Here is a 19,564-nt window from a genome sequence, read left to right as displayed (position 1 = left end):
GCGTCAGCGGTCCCCGGGGGCGTGCACCACGAACTCCGACCACACGCACTTGCCGCCGCCCCGCGCCTCCACGCCCCACAGGTCGGTCAGGGCCTCGACCAGGAAGAGACCGCGCCCGGAGACACCCGCCTCGCCCGCCTCGCGGCGGCGGGGCAGGGCACTGGAGGAGTCCTCCACCTCGACCCGGAGCCGACGGTCGGCGCCCTCCAGGACCCGCAGGGTGACGATGGCGGAGCCCTCGGTGTGCATCAGCGCGTTGGTGATCAGCTCGTCGGCGACCAGCTCGATCTCGTCGCCGCGCTCCTCGTCGCCCCAGGTCCGCACGGCGGCCCGGATCATGTGCCGGGCCTCGGTGAGCGCCTCCGGGTCGCCGGGCGCGACGTGCTGCTGGAGCCGGCCGCCGCGGCGCGGTGCGTCCTCGGCGCGGCGGCGCAGCAGGAGCAGCGCCACGTCGTCGTCGCCGCGCCGCGCCTCGGCCACCTCGATCAGCCGGTCGGCGAGCGCCCGCACGTCCGCGGGACCGGACTCGACCAGCTCGGCGAGGACGCGCATCCCGTCGTCCAGGTCGGCGCCGGGCTGCTCGACCAGGCCGTCGGTGCACAGCAGCAGCGTGTCGCCCGGGTCCAGCTCGAGGGTGCCGACCGGGTAGGCGAGGCGTCCGAACTCGGCGGAGAGCCCGAGCGGCAGCCCGCCCTCCACCGCCACCCGGCGGCAGCCCCCGTCGCCCCCGCGGACCAGCGGGTCGAGGTGCCCGGCGCGGACCACCTGCACCACCCCGGTGGCCAGGTCGGCCTCGGCGTACAGGCAGGTGGCGAAGCGGTCGGTGTCCAGTTCGTGCAGGAAGACCGAGGCGCGGGCCATCACGGTGGCCGGGGTGTGGCCCTCGGCGGCGTAGGCGCGCAGCACGATGCGCAGCTGGCCCATCACGGCGGCGGCGTGCGTGTCGTGGCCCTGCACGTCGCCGATCACCGCGCCGACCCGGCCGCCGGGCAGCGGGATCAGGTCGTACCAGTCGCCGCCGATGTCCCGGGCCAGGGCGCCGCCGAGGGTCGCCGCGCGATAGCGCACGGCCACGTCGCAGCCGGGCACGCTGGGGATGGTGCGCGGCAGCATGGCCTGCTGGAGACCGGCGGCGAGGTCCATCTCCTGCTCGTAGAGCATGGCCCGCTGCAGGCTCTGCGCGATGCTGCTGCCCAGCGCGAGGAGGACGTTGCGGTCCTCCGGCGAGAAGCCGCGCCGGTCGCTGTAGAGGAGGCCGACCGCGCCGATCGGGCGGGCCTGCGCGATCAGCGGCAGGTAGGCCGCCGAGGTGATGTGCAGCCCGATGATGTGCTGCCACAGGCCCGGGTAGCGCTCGGCGAACTCCTCCGGTGACTCCACGAAGCGGGGGCTGAGGGAGCGCACGGCCTCGCTCATCGGGTAGGGCTCGTCGACCCGGGTGACGCGGGTGCCGGGGACGAAGCTGTCCTGGGGTCCCTCGGCGGCCAGCACGATGCGGTCGCCCTCGAGGAGGCCGACCACGATGCTGGCGGCGCCCAGATGGGTGAGGCCCTGGGTGTCCTTGAGGACGTCGATCACGTCGTCCACGGTGCGGGCGTGGGCGAGGGCGGCGGTGGTGAGCTGGACGACGTTGGTCTGCCGGCGGCGCGCCTCGTCCTGTGCGGCATGCTCGCGGCGGGCCTCGACGTCCCCCAGCTCCTGGGTGGCGTCCCGGACGATGCCGACGATGCGGCGGGGGCGGCCGGTGTCGTCGCGGCGGATGTAGCCCTGCGTGTGGGTCCAGCGCAGGCTGCCGTCGCGGGTGCGGATACGGAAGTAGGCGCCGTAGTTCTCGCTGCCGTCCTTCATGGCCTGCGCCACCAGGGCGTCCAGGCGGTGCGCCTCGGCGACGGGGATACGCAGCTCGAGGGAGTCGGGGCGGCCGTCGAACTCGCCCGGGCCGAAGTCGAAGACCTCGTGGGCCTGGGCGTCCATGTGGTAGAGCCCGGTGTCCAGGTCCCAGTCGAAGCTGCCCATGCGGTTGAGCGCCAGGATCGGGTCCGGATGGGCGGGCCAGTCGTCCGGGAGTGACCGCGCGCTCGCTCCCCGGTCAGCCATACGCCCCACCTTGCCGCGTTTCGCCCGATTATTCGACTTGTCTCCCCCCGACCGGGTGCACCTCCTGTTCGGCCATCCCGCGCCGGGGTAGCCGTCGTCAGGACCGGGGAGAGGCGAAGGAGCGCGGCCGTGGACTGGTTCACCGCACCCGACTACTGGCTGGGCCGGCTGGTCTTCCAGCGGGCGCTGGCCGTGCTCTATCTGGTCGCCTTCCTCTCCGCGGCCCTCCAGTTCCGCGCGCTGCTGGGCGAGCGCGGCCTGCTGCCGGTGTCCCGGTATGTGGCGCGGGTGCCGTTCCGGCGGGCGCCGAGCCTGTTCCAGTGGCGCTGCTCCGACCGCTTCGTCGGGGCCTCGGTCTGGGGCGGCTGCGCGGTGTCGGCGGCGCTGGTGGCGGGGGCGGACGCGCTGCTGCCGCTGTGGGGCGCGATGCTGCTGTGGCTGGTGCCGTGGGCGCTGTACCTGTCGGTGGTCAACGTCGGGCAGACCTGGTACGCCTTCGGCTGGGAGTCGCTGCTCCTGGAGACCGGCTTCCTCGCCGTCTTCCTGGGCAACGACGAGGTGGCGCCGCCGGTCGTCGTGCTGTTCCTGGTGCGCTGGCTGCTGTTCCGCGTCGAGTTCGGGGCCGGGCTGATCAAGATGCGCGGCGACGAGTGCTGGCGCAAGCTCACCTGCCTCGACCACCACCACGAGACCCAGCCGATGCCGGGCCCGCTGAGCTGGTTCTTCCACCACCTCCCGAAGCCGCTGCACCGCGTCGAGGTGGCCGCGAACCACGTCGTCCAGCTTCTCGTGCCCTTCCTGCTGTTCACACCGCAGCCCGTCGCGTCCGTCGCCGCGGCGCTGATGATCGTCACCCAGCTGTGGCTGATCCTCTCGGGGAACTTCGCCTGGCTGAACTGGATCACCATCGTGCTGGCGCTGCCCGCCCTCCGCCTCCCCGGCGACCACCCCCGGCCGCCGGACGCCCCGCTCTGGTACGAGGTCGTCGTCCTCGCCGCGGCGGCGCTGCTGGTGTTCCTCAGCCATGGCCCGGTGCGCAACCTGCTCTCCCGCCGGCAGGCGATGAACCGCTCCTTCGACCCGCTGCACCTGGTCAACACCTACGGCGCCTTCGGCAGCGTCAGCCGGGTCCGCTACGAGGTGGTCGTCGAGGGCACGGCCGACGAGCGGGCGCGGGAGGACTCCGAGTGGCGGGAGTACGAGTTCCGGGGCAAGCCCGGCGACCCGCGCCGCTGGCCGCGCCAGTTCGCCCCGTACCACCTGCGTCTCGACTGGCAGCTGTGGTTCGCGGCGCTGTCGCCGGCCTACGCCGACACCTGGTTCACGGTGTTCGTGGAGCGGCTGCTGGAGAACGACCCGGCCACGCTGGGGCTGCTGCGCCGTTCGCCGTTCCCGCCGGACGCCCCGCCCCGCTTCGTGCGCGCCCGCCTGTTCCGCTACCGGTACACGACCTGGCGGGAGCTGCGGGAGACGGGCGCGTGCTGGGAGCGGACGTACGTGCGGGAGTTCCTGCCGCCCACCCGGCTGGGCTGAGGGGCCGGTCAGGCGCGCCGCAGCCGAAGGGTCATCAGCTGGAACGGCCGCAGCCGTACGGCGATCCGGTCGCCGTCCGCCTCGACGGCCGCCTCCTGGCCGGCGAGCGGGCGCTCCAGCAGGTCGGTGACGGTCACGCCCGCGACCGCGAAGCCCGCGGTGAGGGTGGCCCGGGCCCGGCCGCCGTGCGCCTCGTGGCAGCGGACGACCACGTCACCGCTGCCGTCGTCGGCGAGCTTCACGGCGGTGACGACGACCTCTTCCCGGTCCACCGAGACCAGCGGCGCGACCTCGGCCCCGCCGGTGACGCGCCGCTCGGGCAGGTTCAGCCGCCAGCCTTCGCGGACCGCGTCCCCGATGCCGGCGCCCGGCACCAGGGCGTGCCGGAAGCGGTGCACGCCCTGGTCGGTCTCCGGGTCCGGGAAGCGCGGGGCGCGCAGCAGCGACACCCGGACCGTGGTGGTCGTCCCCCCGTCACCGCCGTCACCACCGTCGCCGCCGGTGCGGACCGTCCGGGTCACGTCGTGGCCGTACGTCGAGTCGTTGACGACGGCCACGCCCCAGCCCACCTCTTGGACGTGCACGAAGCGGTGGTTGCACGCCTCGAACCTGGCAGCCTCCCAACTGGTGTTGGTGTGGGTGGGCCGGTGGACGTGCCCGAACTGGGTCTCCACGGCGTACCGCTCGGCGTGCACGTCGAGGGGGAAGGCGAGCTTGAGGAACTTCTCCGTCTCGTGCCAGTCGACCTCGGTGTCCACCTCCAGGCGCCGCTCCCCCGGCGGCAGCGTCAGCACCTGGGTGACGCGGGAGGAGCCGAAGGACCGGGTGACGCGCACCGAGGCGGCGTCGGCGCCGGGAGCGACCTCGTCGGCGGCCGTGAGGTCGGTGCCGGTGTTGCGGTAGAAGGCGTCGACGTCCCAGGCGTCCCACTTGTTGGGGAGGTCGGGGTGCAGCTGGAGCAGGTTGCCCGCCAGGCCGGGGGCGATGGTCTCCCGGTCGCCCGCGAGGTCGAGAGCGGAGACGACGAGCCCCCGCTCGTCGATCTCCACCCGCAGCAGCCCGTTGTCCAGGATGTGTCCGCCGCCGGTCCTGGGGGTCAGCTCGGTGCGGCCCTCGGCGACGGGCGGGGCGGCGGCGCCCGCCGGGACGCCGGCGCGGGCGTGCGGGGCGGAGTTGAAGACGAGCGGGAGGTCGCCCTCGCCGGCCAGGGCGCGCTGGGCGGCGCCGATGATCTCTTCCAGCTCGGCGGCGATCCGCGCGTAGGTGGCGCGGGCCTCGCGGTGCACCCAGGCGATGGAGGAGCCGGGCAGGATGTCGTGGAACTGGTGCAGCAGCACCGTCTTCCAGATCCGGTCCAGGTCCTCGTACGGGTAGCGGAAGCCGGTGCGCACGGCCGCCGTGGCCGCCCACAGCTCGGCCTCGCGCAGCAGGTGCTCGCTGCGGCGGTTGCCCTGCTTGGTCTGCGCCTGGCTGGTGAGGGTGGCGCGGTGCAGTTCGAGGTACAGCTCGCCGACCCAGACGGGCGGTTCGGGGTTCTCGGCCTCGGCCTGCTCGAAGAAGGCGTGCGGGGCCTGCCAGGCGACCCGCGCGGAGCCCTCCAGGTCGCGCAGCCGGGCCGCCTTGGCGACCATCTCGCGGGTGGTGCCGCCGCCTCCGTCGCCCCAGCCGGTCGGTGCGAGGGAGTGCCGGGCGACGCCCTTGTCCTTGAAGTTGCGGGCGGCGTGGGCGATCTCGGCGCCCGTCATCTCGCAGTTGTAGGTGTCGACGGGCGGGAAGTGGGTGAAGACCCGGGTGCCGTCGATGCCCTCCCAGCGGAAGGTGTGGTGCGGGAAGGAGTTGGTCTGGGACCAGGAGATCTTCTGCGTGAGCAGGTACTTCGAGCCGGCCGCCCTGATGATCTGCGGCAGCCCGGCCGCGAAGCCGAAGGTGTCCGGCAGCCACGCCTCGTCGTTCTCGATGCCGAACTCGTCCAGGAAGAACCGCTTGCCGTGCACGAACTGCCGGGCCATCGCCTCGGAACCCGGCATGTTGGTGTCGGACTCGACCCACATGCCGCCGGCCGGCACGAACCGCCCGTCGGCGACGGCCTTCTTCACCCGCGCCCAGACCGCGGGCCGGTGGTCGCGCACCCAGGCCCACTGCTGGGCCTGCGACATGGCGAAGACGAAGTCGGGCTCGTCGTCGAGGAGAGCGGTCATGTTGGCGGCGGTGCGGGCCACCTTGCGCACGGTCTCGCGCAGCGGCCACAGCCACGCCGAGTCGATGTGCGCGTGCCCGACGGCGCCGATCCGGTGCGCGGAGGCCGCGGCGGGGGCGGCGAGCACCTCGGCGAGCCGGTCGCGGGCGGTCGCGGCGGTGGCGTTCACGTCCTGGAGGTCGAGGGCGTCCAGGGCCCGGTCCACCGCGCGCAGGATCTCCCAGCGGCGGGGCGCGTCGGCGGGCAGCTCGGCCATCAGCTCGCCGAGCACCTCCAGATCGAGCACGAGGTGCCACACCGTCTCGTCGAAGACGGCCAGGTCCATGCGGGTGAGGGTGTACTGCGGCTCGGTCCCGGCGGTGTCCTTGTCGCCGAGCGGCGTCGGCAGGAACGAGAAGGGGTGGTGCTCCAGGATCACCGGGTTGGAGGCGGCCTCGACGTGCAGGCGCACCTCCTCGCCGCCCGCCACGGGGGCGCCGATCCGCACCCACTGGTTGCGCGGGTTGAGGCCCTTCACCGGGGTGCCGTCGGGCAGGTGGACCAGGCCCTCGCACTGGAAGCCGGGCATGTTCCCGTCGAAGCCGAGGTCGAGCAGCGCCTCGACGGTCCGGCCCGCCCACTCCTCGGGGACGGTGCCGGTCACCCGGAACCAGCTGGTGCCCCACGGGGCGCCCCAGCGGGCGCCGACGGCGATGGGCTCGGGCGTGGCCGCGAGGCCCTCCTCGACCGGCACGGGCTCGCCGGGCGCGTGCCACACCGCGACGTCCAGCGGAACGGACTCGGGGTACACGGCGGGGCGGACGCGCTCGTCCAGTACGCGCCTCAGGCGGCCCTCCACGAGATTGCGGTCGTCATGCATACGGGATGCTCCGTGATCGGCGGACGGATGTGCGGGCGGGGGTACTGCTCCCCCACTGTGCCGGGTTCGAACCGCGGATCCCACCGGTCTCGACGCGGGACGCCCGGGGCGGGCAGAGTTGCCTACGGATACCCGCCGGTAGCCGCGACCCCGTCCCCGCACCCCCTCCGAGGAGCCCTCCGTGACCGACTGGCCCGGCCGCACCGCCGCCGAGATCGCCGCCGCCGTCCGCGAGAAGCGGGCCACGCCCCGCGAGGTGGTGGCGTCGCACCTGGCCCGGATCGAGGCGCTCGACGACCGGTACGGCGCCTTCCGCACCGTGCGCGCCGAGGCGGCGCTCGCCGAGGCCGAAGAGCTGGGCGCGCGCGGCGACCTGGCCGGACTGCCGCTTGCGGGCGTGCCGGTGGCGGTGAAGGACAACCTCGCGGTGCGGGGCGAGTCGACCCGGGTCGGCTCGGCGGCGACGCCGGACACCCCGGCGGCCGAGGACCATGTGACGGTGGCCCGGCTGCGGGCGGCCGGCGCGGTGGTGGTGGGCCTGACGAACGTGCCCGAACTGTGCGTGTTCGGCACCACCGAGGGGGTGCACGGCAGCGCCCGCAACCCATGGGACCCGGCGCGCTCGGCGGGCGGTTCGTCGGGCGGCAGCGCGGCGGCGGTCGCGGCCGGCCTGGTGCCGATCGCGCTGGGCAACGACGGGATGGGCTCGCTGCGCATCCCGGCGGCCAACTGCGGCCTGGTCACCCTGAAGCCGGGGCACGGCGTGGTGCCGGCCGGGATCGGCGAGGGCGACTGGTTCGGCATGGCCGAGAACGGGCCGCTGGCCACGACCGTCGAGGACGTCCGCCTGATGCTGGCGGTGCTCGCGGACGCCGAGCCGCCGCGCCGCGCGGAGAGCGACGCCCTCGCCGTGGCGGTCTCCACGCGCAGCCCGCTCGCCGGGGTACCGGTCTCCCGGCCGTACGCGGACGCGGTGCGCGGGGCCGCGGGGGTGCTGATGCGGGCGGGGCACCAGGTGCGGCGGGCCGACCCGCCCTATCCGGCGTCCCTGGGAGCGACCGCCCTGTCCCACTGGACGGCCGGCACCGCCGTGGACGCCCGGGATCTGGACGCCCGCCGGCTGGTCCGGCGGACCCGGGTGCACGCGGCGCTGGGGCGGCGCTTCGAGGGCGCGGTGTCCTCGGGGGCGGCCCGGGAGCGGCTGCGCGAACGGCTGGCGCCGTTCTTCGAGACCCATGACGTGCTGCTCACCCCGGCACTGGCCCGCCGGGCGCCGAGGGCGGCGGCCTGGCACGAGCGCGGGTGGCTGCGCAACGTGCTGGCGGACTCGGCGTACTCGCCCTTCACCCCGCCCTGGAACCTGACCGGCTGGCCGGCGATGTCGGTGCCGTTCGGTGCGCTGCCCTCGGGGGCGCCGTGCGCGGTGCAACTGGTGGGGCGCCCGGGGTCGGAGGCGGCGCTGCTCGAGCTGGCGGAGCACCTCGAGCGGCTGCGGCCGTGGCGGCGGACGGCTCCGCCGGCCGGGGAACCCGTGGGCGGGCGGCCGGCGGAGCGGTGAGGACGGTCGCTCGGTCCGCGCCGGGTCAGTCCACGCTGGGCAGGATGTGGGGCTCGGCGAGGTCGTCCTCGTAGCCCGCGAGGCGGATCGGGGCGGACCGGGCCCACACGTCGAGGCTGCCGAGCTCGCCGGGCCGGCGGCCCGCCCGCTCGGCGCGTCGATCGAGGGGGCGTTGGTCCAGGTTGGTCGTCTCCGGTGTCACCGCGCACTCCTTATGTGTCGGATCACCCTCGGGGCCCGTCGGCCGGTCTGCGGTTCGGCACCAGCGCGTCCGGCGCCCGCTCGGGCGTGAAGCGAGAAGCAGTTCGGACGCGGTGGCGCCGGTAACTCGTGGAGAAGCAGGCCGTCGTGAACCGGCTTGTCCCATGGCGGACCGTGGGTGTGGGTGGGACCCCGTGCTGTCCGCCGGATCCAGGTTAACCAGATGAGCGGGGGTGCGCTCTATGGGGCTGTAAACATCAGGCAACCATTACCCGGTGTTTCCCGCCCAGTTGACCCATGCCTGTAACGTTCGCCCCTTTCCGCACCCTGCGTCACTCACCCGTTCGGCGTACCCCTGCGCTCACCACTTGCCGGGCGCGTAGTCCTTCAGGAAGACGCCGTACAGGTCCTCGCCCGCCTCGCCGCGCACGATGGGGTCGTAGACCCGGGCGGCGCCGTCGACGAGGTCGAGCGGGGCGTGGAAGCCGGCCTCGGCGAGGCGGACCTTGTCGGGGTGCGGGCGCTCGTCGGTGATCCAGCCGGTGTCGACGGCGGTCATCAGGATGCGGTCGGCGTCGAACATCTCCTGGGCGCTGGTGCGCGTGAGCATGTTCAGCGCGGCCTTGGCCATGTTGGTGTGCGGGTGCCCGGCGCCCTTGTAGCCGCGGGCGAAGACGCCCTCCATGGCGGAGACGTTCACGATGTACGTCCGCTGCGCCGCCGAGGCCGCCATGGCCGGGCGCAGCCGGCTGATGAGCAGGAAGGGCGCCGTGGAGTTGCACAGCTGCACCTCCAGCAGCTCGACCGGCGTGACCTCCTCCACGGTCTGGATCCAGCTGTTGGTGTCGTGCAGGTCGGGCACCAGGCCGCCCGCGTCGATGGCGGTGCCGGCCGCGATGCGGGCGAGCGAGGCGGAGCCGGAGACCAGGGCGAGCTCGGTGACGTCCTGGGCGGTCAGCTCGCCGCCGCCGGCGACCGGCAGGGCGGCCACCGCGCCGGAGCCGAAGGTGCCGATCACCTCGGCGGCGGGCAGTTCGCCGGCGGGCAGCGGCCCGGACTCGGCGGCGACCAGCTCGCCGTAGGCCTGCGGGGAGCGGCGGACCGTCTGGGCGGCGTTGTTGATCAGGATGTCGAGCGGGCCCTCGGCGGCCACCGAGTCGGCGAGCGCGATCACCTGGGCGGGGTCGCGCAGGTCGACGCCGACGATCTTGAGCCGGCCGATCCACTCGTCGCTGTCCGGCTGCGCCTTGAAGCGGCGGATCGCGTCGTTGGGGAACCGGGTGGTGATCGTGGTGTGCGCGCCGTCGCGCAGCAGCCGCAGCGCGATGTACATCCCGATCTTGGCCCGGCCGCCGGTGAGCAGCGCGCGCCTGCCGGTCAGGTCGGTCCGCGCGTCGCGGCGGGCGCGGTTCTCGGCCGCGCAGTCCTGGCAGAGCTGGTGGTAGAAGTAGTCGACCTCGGTGTACCGCTGCTTGCAGACGTAGCAGGACCGGGGGCGCCGGAGCACGCCCGCGATGGTGCCGGCCTCGGTGCGGGAGGAGGGCAGGATGCCCTCGGTCTCGTCGTCGACGCGCTCGGCGGAGCCGGTGGCGGTGGCCTCGGTGACGGCCTTGTCGTGGGCGGTCTTGGCGGCCCGGCGGTCCTGGCGGCGGCGCTGCTTGACCATCCGGTAGATGTGCGAGGTGGCCCGGCGCACCGCTATCGCGTCGGGGTGGTCGACGTCCAGCGTGTCGAGTTCGGCGAGCACGTCGAGGCAGAGCGCGAGCCGCTCCGGGTCGATCCCGGCGCCGTGCGCCACCTGCTCCGTGGCCGCCGGGCCGTCCTGTGTCACCGTCATCGCCGCTGCCGCTTCCCTGTCGCCGTCGCGGCGCTCCGACTCGCGCTCGCTTTCGAACGGGGGATTCTACGGAGCGGCGGGCCCCGCGGCCAAACCCGCCCGGTTCAGCAGTCGCAGGCGGTGAGCAGTGTGCCCAGTTCCTCGGTGAGGGCGGCGGCGAGGCGGTCGAGGTCGGGGACGGCCCGCGCGTCGGCCACCAGGCCGTAGTGCACCCGGCCCCGGTACGTGGAGACGGCGACCGCCAGGGAGTGGCCGCGGGCCAGCGGGGCCAGCGGGTAGACCTCGGTGAGCGGGTGCCCGTCGAGCCGCAGGCCGCCGAGGCCCGGCAGGGGCACGCTGGTGACCAGGAGGTCGAACCAGAGGCGGGCGGCCTGGCCGACCAGGGGTCCGCCGAGCCGGTGGCCGAGCGCGGGGACGTGGTCGGCGAGCAGCGCGACGGCGCCGGCGCCCCGGCCGGGTCCGGCGTCCTTGTTGCGGTCCATCGCGGTGCGGACCGCGGCCAGGCGGGAGAGCGGGTCGGGGTCGCCGACCGGGAGCCGGGCCAGGTAGCCGGAGAGCCGGTTGCCCTGCGGGTGCGCGGTGCGCGGGCGGCGCTTGGAGACGGGGATCAGCGCCCGGGGCGCGAGGCCCTCGCTGCCGTCGCCGCGCTCGTCCAGCCAGCGGCGCAGGGCGCCGGCCACCAGGGCGATCAGGACGTCGTTGACGGTACCGCCGGCGCTCTTGCGGACGCGGTGCACGTCGTCCAGGTCGAGGACGGCACCGGCGACCCGCCGGGTACCGGAGGACGCGGCGGTCAGCGCGGCCGAGGAGCGCACGTCCAGGGTGGACAGGGCGGCGGCGGCCCCGATGTCCAGCACCCGGCCGGCGTCGGTCAGGGCGCCGCGCAGCCGCTCGGGCAGCCCGCGTGCCTCCGGCGGGCGCTCGCGGCGGGGGCGCTCGGCGCCGGGGCGCGGCTCGGGTCCGCCGACGGGGTCGAGGATCCCGGCGGCCAGGGTCAGCGCGCGCAGCCCGTCGGCGAGGGCGTGGTGGAACTTGAACAGCACGGCGAAGCCCGCGCCGTCCGCGCCCGGCAGCACGTGCGCCTCCCACGGGGGCCTGCCGCGCTGGAGGGGGCGTTCCATCAGGCGTCCCGCGCGGGCGTGGAAGTCGGCGGCCGGCGCCTGCAGCCGGACGTGGTCGAGCGGGTCGAAGTGCGGGTCGGGCTCGCGGGTGGCGCCGCCGAAGGCGAGGGCGCGCCGCGGGGCGAACGGCGGCTGCCAGGTGTCGCGGATGCGCATCCGCAGTCCGGGCACTGCGGGGGCGCGGGCGGCGAGCAGCTCGGCCGCGCGGGCGGCCGCGTCGGGCGAGTGCGCCTCGAAGATCCCGAGCGCGCCCAGGTGCATGGGGTGCTCGGCGGAGTCGATGTTCCAGAACGCCAGGTCGAGGGGGGCGAGCGGGACGGCGGTCAAGGCGTGCCTCGCAGGGACGGCGCGGAGAGACGGGCAGGACAGCAGTCAATCGCCTCCCGTCGATTACGGTCAAGGACGATCGCGCTACGGACAGTTAAGGGCCGGTTAAAGTTCCGTCCGCCCACCCGGACGGCCGCGGGCCGATCGGGCACCCCGGCCGTCCCCGCTCCGCGCTAGGGAACCCGCTGCTCCTTGCCCAGGGCGATCACGCCGTTCTTGGAGACGGTGTACAGCTCGGCGTCCCGCTCCGGGTTGACGCCGACCGTGGCACCCGGCGGCACCTGCACGTTCTTGTCGAGGATCGCGCCCCGCACCACCGCGCCCCGGCCGATGTGCACGTTGTCGTGCAGCACCGAGCCCTGGACGACCGCGCCCGGGTCGACCACCACGCCCGGCGACAGCACGGACCGGGTGACCTGCCCGCGGACCAGGCACCCCGCGCTGATGATCGACTCGCTGGCGTGGCCGCCCGCGTTGAAGCGGGCCGGGGAGAGCTGGGTGGAGGAGGTGTAGATCGGCCAGTCCCGGTTGAAGAGGTTGAAGGCGGGACGCTCGGCGATCAGGTCCATGTGGGCGTCGTAGTAGGCGTCGAGGGTGCCCACGTCCCGCCAGTAGCCCCGGTCCCGGGCGGTCTCGCCGGGCACGTGGTTCTCGGTGAAGTCGTACAGCGCGGCCTCGCCGCGGTCGGTGAGCTGGGGCAGGATCGAGCCGCCCATGTCGTGCACCGAGTCCTCGTCCTCCGCGTCCCGCTGGAGCGCCTCGATGAGGGCCTTGGTGGTGAAGACGTAGTTGCCCATGGAGGCGAACACGCGGCCGGGGTCGTCGGCGAGACCCGGCGGGTCGGCGGGCTTCTCCAGGAAGCCCGTGACCGTCTGCCCGTCCGAGCCCGGGGTGATCACGCCGAAGGACGGCGACTCGGCGCGCGGCACCCGGATCCCGGCGACGGTGACGCCCGCGCCCGACTCGATGTGCTGGGCGACCATCTGCCGAGGATCCATGCGGTACACGTGGTCGGCGCCGAACACCGCCACGTAGTCGGGCTGTTCGTCGTAGATGAGGTTGAGCGACTGGAGGATCGCGTCGGCGCTGCCCGAGTACCAGCGGGGGCCGAGGCGCTGCTGGGCGGGGACGGGGGTGACGTAGTTGCCGAGCAGGCTGGACATCCGCCAGGTGGTGGTGACGTGCCGGTCCAGGGAGTGCGACTTGTACTGCGTGAGCACGCAGATCCGCAGCACGTCCGCGTTGACCAGGTTGGACAGCACGAAGTCGACCAGGCGGTACGTGCCGCCGAAGGTGACCGCGGGTTTGGCGCGGTCGGTGGTGAGCGGCATCAGGCGCTTGCCCTCCCCGCCCGCCAGGACTATTCCGAGCACCGACGGACCCCCACGACGCATGGCCGCTCCCCTCCCCCAACTCCGCGCATCTGCGATTGGCCCATCCCTGCCCCGGCCCGAGCCACCTAAGCCTGTCCGAGGATCCCCTCGTAGAGGCGGACCGTGCGGCGGGCCACCGCGTCCCAGCCGAACTCGCCCACGGCGCGCTCCCGTCCGGCCTCGCCCATCCGGCGGGCGGCGGCGGTGTCGCCGACGACCGCGTCCAGGGCCCGGGTGAGGCCCGCCTCGAAGTCGTCGTCCAGGTCGACCAGCACCCCGGTCTCGCCGTCGGCCACCACCTCGGGGATGCCGCCCACCCGGGAGGCCACCACCGGCGTGCCGCAGGCCATCGCCTCCAGGTTGACGATGCCCAGCGGCTCGTACACCGAGGGGCATACGAACACGGCCGCGTGCGTGAGGAGTTGGATCACCTCGGGACGGGGCAGCATCTTCGGGATCCAGTGCACGCCCTCGCGGGCCGCGCTCAGTTCTGCGAACAGCTCGCGGAACTCCCGGTCGATCTCCGGGGTGTCGGGCGCCCCGGCGCACAGCACCACCTGCACCCCAGGGTCGATGTCCCGTACGGCGCGCAGCAGATGGGGCACGCCCTTCTGGCGGGTGATGCGGCCGACGAAGAGGACGTAGGGCCGGGTGCGGTCCAGGCCGACGCGGTCGAGGGCGTCGGTGCCGTGGTCGGGTCGGTAGAGGTCGGTGTCGATGCCGTTGTGCACGACGTGGACGCGGGACTCCTCCAGTGCGGGATAGCAGCGCAGGATGTCCTCGCGCATGGCGCCGGAGACGGCGACGACCGCGTCGGCGGCCTCGATCGCGGTGCGCTCGGCCCAGCTCGACAGGGCGTAGCCGCCGCCGAGCTGCTCGGCCTTCCAGGGGCGCAGCGGCTCCAGGGAGTGGGCGGTCACCACGTGCGGTACGCCGTACAGCAGCTTGGCGAGGTGGCCGCCGAGGTTGGCGTACCAGGTGTGGGAGTGGACCAGGTCGCGGCCCTGGAGGGCGGCGGTCATGGCGAGGTCCACGGAGAAGGTGCGCAGGGCGTCGTTGGCGCCGTCGAGGGCGGACCAGGAGCGGTGGCGCCGCACGTTGTCGGCGTGGCCCTCGCCCCAGCAGTGCACGTCCAGGTCGACGAGGCGGCCCAGTTCGCGGGCGAGGAACTCCACGTGGACGCCCGCGCCGCCGTACACGTCCGGCGGATACTCCCGGGTCAGCAGTCCCACACGCACCCGGAAACCTCCTGATCTCGCCGGTCGTTGCCCTCATGGTCACCCAGACGGGGCCCGTGGGGAAGGGTTTGGGGCAGGTGAAACGCGTGAGGGCCGCGAGACGGCTGGGGTTCATGGGGCTGCTCCGGGCCGTTCACGGGGCACCTGGAGGCCGTGCGGGGGCGCGGGGCGGCTGTGGGAAGCAGCAGTCGCCGCAGACGCCGCCGCCCGGGACCCGGTAGTACAGGCAGCAGCTGCGGCGCCGGTAGGCCGTGCCGGTCAGGGTGCCGGCGCCGGCCAGCAGCGGGTGCGCCAGCAGGTCGGCGGTCAGCCGGCGGGCCCGGTCGGCGGCGTCCGTCCCGCCGGAGCGGCGCTCCAGCTCGCGGCCCGCGCCGGCCAGCGCGGAGGCCGCGTTGCCCCACAGGAGTCCGGCCGCCACCCGGTGCCGCGTGCGCAGCGCGTCCGCCAGCGGCACCAGATGGCCGTCGAGCACGACGGCGGCCACGGTCGCCGCGTCGCCCGGCAGCGCCCGCACCTCGGGGAGCCAGAGGTCGTCGGGGGCGCCGGCGCCCGGGTCCCAGTGCAGCAGGGCCGGGTCGAGGTCGGGGACCCGGCCGTAGTGGACGGCGCAGCCCAGCGCCACGGACCAGAGCCGGGCGGCGAGCCCCTGCTGGGCCACGGAGGCGGCGACCCGCGGCTCGGGGGCGCCGATCGCGCCGGCGACCGCGGAGACGCGGAAGCCCAGCGGGTCCCGGTGGGCGTCGGGCGGACCGGCGTCGGACGCGGGTGCGGGGGCGTAGGCCCGGGCGAGGGCGGGCAGCGGGCGGGGCAGGGGGCACGAGGCGTGGAGCACGGAGAAGCCGCCGAGGGCGCGGAGGGCGTCGAGGCCCGGGTCGAGGTCCACGGCGTCCAGTGATATCAAGCCCTGCCCCCGAGCCCGTGACACGCCCACCCTGGGGAGGACTGCCGCGCCGGGATACTCCATCGGTAGTAGGACTCGATCGGTGCTCAGGGACGACGACGGGAAGATACGGGGACGTCATGCTGTTGTCCATGGATGACGACCGTTCGCCCCGCCGGGCCCAGGGGCCCCGCCTCTCGCAGAGGAGCAGCAGATGAGCGCCCTCGCGTTGTCCGTGGTGCTGTCGCTCGTCTCCGCCGTCGCCTACGCGGGCGGGGCGATCGTGCAGGAGCAGGTGGCGGCGTCCTCCGCCGCGCACTACGCCCCGCTGCGCCGCCCCGCCTGGTGGGCGGCGGTCGCGCTCAACGGCCTCGGCGGCGTGCTGCACGTCGTGGCGCTCGCCTTCGGTCCGCTCAGCCTGGTCCAGCCGCTGGGCGCGCTCACCATCGTCGTCGCCCTGCCGATGGCGGCGCTGTTCGTCGGCCGCCGGGCCGGCGCGACGGCCTGGCGCGGCGCGATCATGGCGACGGTCGGACTCGCGGGCCTGCTCTCCCTGGTCGGCTCCTCCGAGGCGCAGTCGCTCGGCACCGCGCAGCGGGTGGGCGCGGCGGCGGTGACCGCCGGTACGGTGGTCGCCCTGATGGTGGCCGGCCGCGCCGCGCACCGGCATCCCGCGGTGCGCAGCATGCTGCTGGCCACCGCGTCCGGCATCGCCTTCGGCATGTCCTCGGTCTTCACCAAGACGGTCGCGGTGGACTGGGCCGACGGCGTCTCGGCCACCGACCTGCCCTCCCTCGCGGTGATCGCCGTGCTGGCCACGGCCGGCATGCTGCTGTCGCAGGCCGCCTACCGGGGCGCCGGTCTCGCCGCGCCGCTGGCCACGCTGACCGTGGTCAACCCGGTGGTGGCCGCCGCGGTGGGCATCACGATGTTCGGCGAGACCTTCCGGTACGGCACGACGGGCACCGTCCTCGCCCTGGGCTGCGGCGTGGTGGCGGCGGGCGGCCTGATCCTGCTGACGACCGAGCGCATCGCGCGGGAGGCCGCGAGCGGGGGCGACGAGGAGACTCCGGCCGCCGTCCCGGCCGCGGCCTCGCCGTCGTCGGACCGCCCGGCCCCGCCGTCGTCCGACCGCTCGACCCCCGCTTCGTCGCGCCGCGCGGCCCCGGCGGTGACCCCCGTGGCCGCGCCGCGCGGGTCCGCGGACTCGCCGGCACCGGTGCCGGACGCCCTGACCGGCCGGGTCGTCCTGCCCTCCCCGGCGACGGAGCCCGGCGCGCCGCCGCTCGTGGCGGCCCCCGTGTTCGGCGGCCTCTTCGTCCCGCTGCCGGTCGTCGACCGACACCGCGTGCGGATCAGATCCTGACGCCGCCGGCCCGGAGGTACGCCACCGGGTCCACGTCGGAACCGAAGCCGGGCCCGGTCCGCACCTCGAAGTGCAGATGCGGGCCCGTGCTGTTGCCGGTGGTCCCCGACCGGCCGAGCCGCTGCCCGGCGCCCACCTGCTGGCCGCTCCGTACGGAGATCGCCGAGAGGTGGGCGTACTGCGAGTAGCGGCCGTCGCCGTGCCGGACGACCACCTCGTACCCGAAGGACCCGCCCCAGCCCGCGCTGACCACCCGGCCGGCCGCGACGGCCTTGACGGACGTGCCGGTGGGGACGGGGAAGTCGACGCCGGTGTGGTAGCCCTTGGACCAGGAGGAGCCGCTCTTGTGGTACGGGGTGCCGGTCGGGGCGTCCACGGGTGCCACCAGGGCGTGGTGGGTGGTCGTCCTCGGCTTCTGGGTGTGCGTGGACGTCTTCTTCGGCTGCTCGGGGCGGGCCTTGGGCTTCGGCTCCGCCTTCCGGGGTGCCGCGGGTCTCGCCGGCGCCGCCACCGCCGCGCCGGAGCCGCGCAGGGCGAGGTGCTGACCGGGCAGGATCAGGTCCGGGTCGGCGCCGATCTCGGCGCGGTTGGCCCGGTACAGGCGCTGCCAGCCGCCCGGGACCCGCTGGGTGTCGGCGATGCCGGACAGGGTGTCGCCGGTGACCACGGTGTACATGCTGCGGGCCTGGCCGGCCCGGGACTGCGGAGTGGTCTGCGGCCGGACGTCCTTGACGGAGCCCTTGGCCGGGGCCTTCGCGCGCGGCGTCCCGGTGGACTTCCGGGCGACCCGTTCACCGCCCTGGGCCGCCTCGCGTCCGCCGGCCGGCCGGATGTCGGGGCTGCCGCCGCCCCGGGTCAGTCCGGCCCGTCCCGAGCACACCGGCCAGGCGCCGGGCCCCTGTGCGTCGAGCACCTTCTCGGCCACGGCGATCTGCTGGTCCCTGCTCGCCAGGTCCGCGCGCGGTGCGTACGCGGTGCCGCCGTAGGCCGCCCAGGTGGACCGGGTGAACTGGAGGCCGCCGTAGTAGCCGTTGCCGGTGTTGATGTCCCAGTTGCCCGTGGACTCGCAGGCGGCCACCTTGTCCCAGGTCGCCACGTCGGCCGCGTGCGCGGTGCCGGCGCCGATGAGCGGGAGCGCCATGCCGGCGCCGCCGGCCGTGACGGTGAGGGAGGCGCGGTTGATCCTGTTCGGCTGATACCGGCGGTGCCGGCCGCGTACGGCCATGGGGGACCCCTTCGACATTGCGTCAGGAGCGGCAAAAGTAAGCGCGCCGAACCGGCCACGACAAGACGGCTACCGGCCGCATGGCCGGTTCAAGTGGCCTGGAATGTACGGTTGTTGAGGGATCTTGCGGGCCCTCCGCCGAGTACCGGGACCCCTTTCCGTCGCACCGGGGCGGGCCGGGTCAGGAGATGCGACGGGCGTAGCGGCACGTCAGGATGGGCAGGCGGCGATACTGGCCGGTACGACCAGCATCACGGACACCGAGGCAACTGGGAGTCAACGCAATGAGCACTACAGCGCAGATCGGCGTCACGGGTCTCGCGGTCATGGGCCGCAACCTGGCCCGCAATTTCGCCCGCAACGGCTACACGGTCGCGTTGCACAACCGGACCGCGTCGAAGACGCACGCGCTGGTGGAGGAGTTCGGGGGCGAGGGCGACTTCGTGGCGACCGAGACGGCGGAGGAGTTCGTGGCGGCCCTGGAGCGGCCCCGCCGGCTGGTGGTCATGGTGAAGGCGGGCGACCCGACGGACGCGGTGATCAAGGAGTTCGCGCCGCTCCTGGAGCCCGGCGACATGATCATCGACGGGGGCAACGCCCACTTCGCCGACACCCGGCGCCGGGAGAAGGAGCTGCGCGAGCAGGGCATCCACTTCGTCGGCACCGGCATCTCCGGCGGCGAGGAGGGCGCGCTGAACGGCCCCAGCATCATGCCGGGCGGCTCGAAGGAGTCCTACGACTCCCTCGGCCCGATGCTGGAGAAGATCTCCGCGAAGGCGAAGGACGGGGCGCCCTGCGTGACGCACGTGGGGGCGGACGGCGCCGGGCACTTCGTGAAGATGGTGCACAACGGCATCGAGTACGCCGACATGCAGCTGATCGGCGAGGCGTACCAGCTGCTGCGCGACGTCGCCGGCTACTCCCCCGCCGAGATCGCCGACATCTTCCGCACCTGGAACACCGGCCGCCTGGACTCCTACCTCATCGAGATCACCGCCGAGGTCCTCGCCCATGTGGACGAGGCGAGCGGCAAGCCGTTCGTGGACGTCGTCCTGGACCAGGCCGAGCAGAAGGGCACCGGCCGCTGGACCGTGCAGATCGCCCTCGACCTCGGCGTCCCGGTCTCCGCCATCGCCGAGGCCGTCTTCGCCCGCTCCGTCTCCGGCCACGCCGACCTGCGCGAAGCCTCCCGCCACCTGGCCGGCCCCGCCGCCCGCGCCCTCGGCAAGGACGAGGCGGCGGCCTTCGCCGACCGGGTCGAGCAGGCGCTCTACGCCTCGAAGATCGTCTCCTACACCCAGGGCTTCCACCAGATCGCCGCCGGCAGCGAGAGCTACGACTGGGACATCGACCTCGGCAAGGTCGCCGCGATCTGGCGCGGCGGCTGCATCATCCGCGCCGCCTTCCTCGACCGCATCACCGGCGCCTACGAGGCCCAGCCCCACCTCCCCAGCCTGCTGGCCGACAAGGGCTTCGCCGACGAGATCGCCGCCGCCCAGGACGACTGGCGCGGCGTCATCGCCACCGCCGTCACCCAGGGCGTCCCCACCCCCGCCTTCTCCGCCACCCTCGCCTACTACGACTCCCTGCGCGCCCCCCGCCTGCCCGCCGCCCTCACCCAGGGCCAGCGCGACTACTTCGGCGCCCACACCTACCGCCGCACCGACCGTGACGGCACCTTCCACACCCTCTGGGGCGGCGACCGCACCGAGACCAGCAGCTGACACCGACCAGGCGCGCGGGGTTGGGCAA

The 19,564-nt window shown here is 74.4% G+C and carries 13 protein-coding genes; 4 read left to right on the top strand and 9 right to left on the bottom strand.

What is annotated here, in order from left to right:
* Window positions 1–3: 3 nt before the first annotated feature.
* Entirely contained in the window at window positions 4–2,097 is a 2,094-nt protein-coding gene (locus ACGFZL_RS11240; protein WP_393690586.1) for a SpoIIE family protein phosphatase, read from the bottom strand.
* 129 nt (window positions 2,098–2,226) lie between these two features.
* On the opposite strand from ACGFZL_RS11240, the gene ACGFZL_RS11235 reads away from it, so the two are divergent.
* Window positions 2,227–3,630 (top strand): lipase maturation factor family protein, encoded by a 1,404-nt coding sequence (locus ACGFZL_RS11235; RefSeq protein ID WP_393690585.1) that lies wholly within the window; start codon window positions 2,227–2,229, stop codon window positions 3,628–3,630.
* 8 nt (window positions 3,631–3,638) lie between these two features.
* On the opposite strand, the gene ACGFZL_RS11230 is transcribed toward ACGFZL_RS11235, so the two are convergent.
* A complete protein-coding gene (locus ACGFZL_RS11230) occupies window positions 3,639–6,686 on the bottom strand; it encodes an alpha-mannosidase (protein ID WP_393690584.1) in 3,048 nt (1,015 codons plus the stop codon).
* Window positions 6,687–6,867: 181 nt separating this feature from the next.
* Here ACGFZL_RS11230 and ACGFZL_RS11225 point away from each other — a divergent pair, with 181 nt between their 5' ends.
* Window positions 6,868–8,244 carry an amidase gene (locus ACGFZL_RS11225; protein WP_393690583.1) on the top strand — a complete coding sequence of 459 codons (1,377 nt, stop codon included), beginning with the start codon at window positions 6,868–6,870 and terminating at the stop codon, window positions 8,242–8,244.
* A gap of 25 nt (window positions 8,245–8,269) precedes the next feature.
* Here ACGFZL_RS11225 and ACGFZL_RS11220 read toward each other — a convergent pair whose 3' ends face one another.
* The 6 genes from ACGFZL_RS11220 to ACGFZL_RS11195 all read right to left on the bottom strand — a co-directional run bounded on the left by ACGFZL_RS11220 (window position 8,270) and on the right by ACGFZL_RS11195 (window position 15,242).
* Window positions 8,270–8,446 carry a hypothetical protein gene (locus ACGFZL_RS11220; protein ID WP_355173172.1) on the bottom strand — a complete coding sequence of 59 codons (177 nt, stop codon included), beginning with the start codon at window positions 8,444–8,446 and terminating at the stop codon, window positions 8,270–8,272.
* A gap of 360 nt (window positions 8,447–8,806) precedes the next feature.
* Window positions 8,807–10,282 carry an SDR family NAD(P)-dependent oxidoreductase gene (locus ACGFZL_RS11215; protein ID WP_393690582.1) on the bottom strand — a complete coding sequence of 492 codons (1,476 nt, stop codon included), beginning with the start codon at window positions 10,280–10,282 and terminating at the stop codon, window positions 8,807–8,809.
* A 104-nt stretch (window positions 10,283–10,386) separates the two neighbouring features.
* On the bottom strand, window positions 10,387–11,730 hold the full coding sequence (locus ACGFZL_RS11210) for a wax ester/triacylglycerol synthase family O-acyltransferase (RefSeq protein ID WP_393690581.1): 1,344 nt from the start codon (window positions 11,728–11,730) through the stop codon (window positions 10,387–10,389).
* A gap of 173 nt (window positions 11,731–11,903) precedes the next feature.
* A complete protein-coding gene (gene glgC, locus ACGFZL_RS11205; RefSeq protein ID WP_355168720.1) occupies window positions 11,904–13,124 on the bottom strand; it encodes a glucose-1-phosphate adenylyltransferase in 1,221 nt (406 codons plus the stop codon).
* Window positions 13,125–13,189: 65 nt separating this feature from the next.
* Window positions 13,190–14,341, bottom strand: coding sequence for a glycogen synthase (gene glgA / locus ACGFZL_RS11200; protein ID WP_393690580.1), 1,152 nt, complete (start codon window positions 14,339–14,341; stop codon window positions 13,190–13,192).
* A gap of 133 nt (window positions 14,342–14,474) precedes the next feature.
* Complete coding sequence (locus ACGFZL_RS11195; RefSeq protein WP_393690579.1) at window positions 14,475–15,242, bottom strand: (2Fe-2S)-binding protein; 768 nt, start codon at window positions 15,240–15,242, stop codon at window positions 14,475–14,477.
* Between the two features lie 193 nt (window positions 15,243–15,435).
* Here ACGFZL_RS11195 and ACGFZL_RS11190 point away from each other — a divergent pair, with 193 nt between their 5' ends.
* Window positions 15,436–16,587, top strand: a complete 1,152-nt coding sequence (locus ACGFZL_RS11190) for a DMT family transporter (protein ID WP_393690578.1) — start codon at window positions 15,436–15,438, stop codon at window positions 16,585–16,587.
* Here the strand turns inward: ACGFZL_RS11190 and ACGFZL_RS11185 are convergent.
* Window positions 16,577–17,812, bottom strand: a complete 1,236-nt coding sequence (locus ACGFZL_RS11185) for a transglycosylase family protein (RefSeq protein ID WP_393690577.1) — start codon at window positions 17,810–17,812, stop codon at window positions 16,577–16,579. The two genes, ACGFZL_RS11190 and ACGFZL_RS11185, sit on opposite strands and share 11 nt — an antisense overlap.
* Window positions 17,813–18,096: 284 nt before the next feature.
* Between ACGFZL_RS11185 and gndA the strand changes: the two genes are divergently transcribed.
* Window positions 18,097–19,536 (top strand): NADP-dependent phosphogluconate dehydrogenase, encoded by a 1,440-nt coding sequence (gene gndA, locus ACGFZL_RS11180; RefSeq protein ID WP_393690576.1) that lies wholly within the window; start codon window positions 18,097–18,099, stop codon window positions 19,534–19,536.
* Window positions 19,537–19,564 lie beyond the last annotated feature (28 nt).

The organism is Streptomyces sp. NPDC048182 (assembly GCF_043202555.1).
Taxonomy (GTDB): Bacteria; Actinomycetota; Actinomycetes; order Streptomycetales; family Streptomycetaceae; genus Streptomyces.
Note: the sequence above shows the minus strand (reverse complement) of the source record. Positions and strands in the feature narration are given on the sequence as shown.

Coding starts and splice junctions, on each gene's coding strand:
- ACGFZL_RS11240 (WP_393690586.1), bottom strand. CDS start 2,097: ATGGCTGACCGGGGAGCGAGCGCGCGGTCACTCCCGGACGACTGGCCC.
- ACGFZL_RS11230 (WP_393690584.1), bottom strand. CDS start 6,686: ATGCATGACGACCGCAATCTCGTGGAGGGCCGCCTGAGGCGCGTACTG.
- ACGFZL_RS11215 (WP_393690582.1), bottom strand. CDS start 10,282: ATGACGGTGACACAGGACGGCCCGGCGGCCACGGAGCAGGTGGCGCAC.
- glgC (WP_355168720.1), bottom strand. CDS start 13,124: ATGCGTCGTGGGGGTCCGTCGGTGCTCGGAATAGTCCTGGCGGGCGGG.
- ACGFZL_RS11190 (WP_393690578.1), top strand. CDS start 15,436: ATGAGCGCCCTCGCGTTGTCCGTGGTGCTGTCGCTCGTCTCCGCCGTC.
- ACGFZL_RS11185 (WP_393690577.1), bottom strand. CDS start 17,812: ATGGCCGTACGCGGCCGGCACCGCCGGTATCAGCCGAACAGGATCAAC.
- gndA (WP_393690576.1), top strand. CDS start 18,097: ATGAGCACTACAGCGCAGATCGGCGTCACGGGTCTCGCGGTCATGGGC.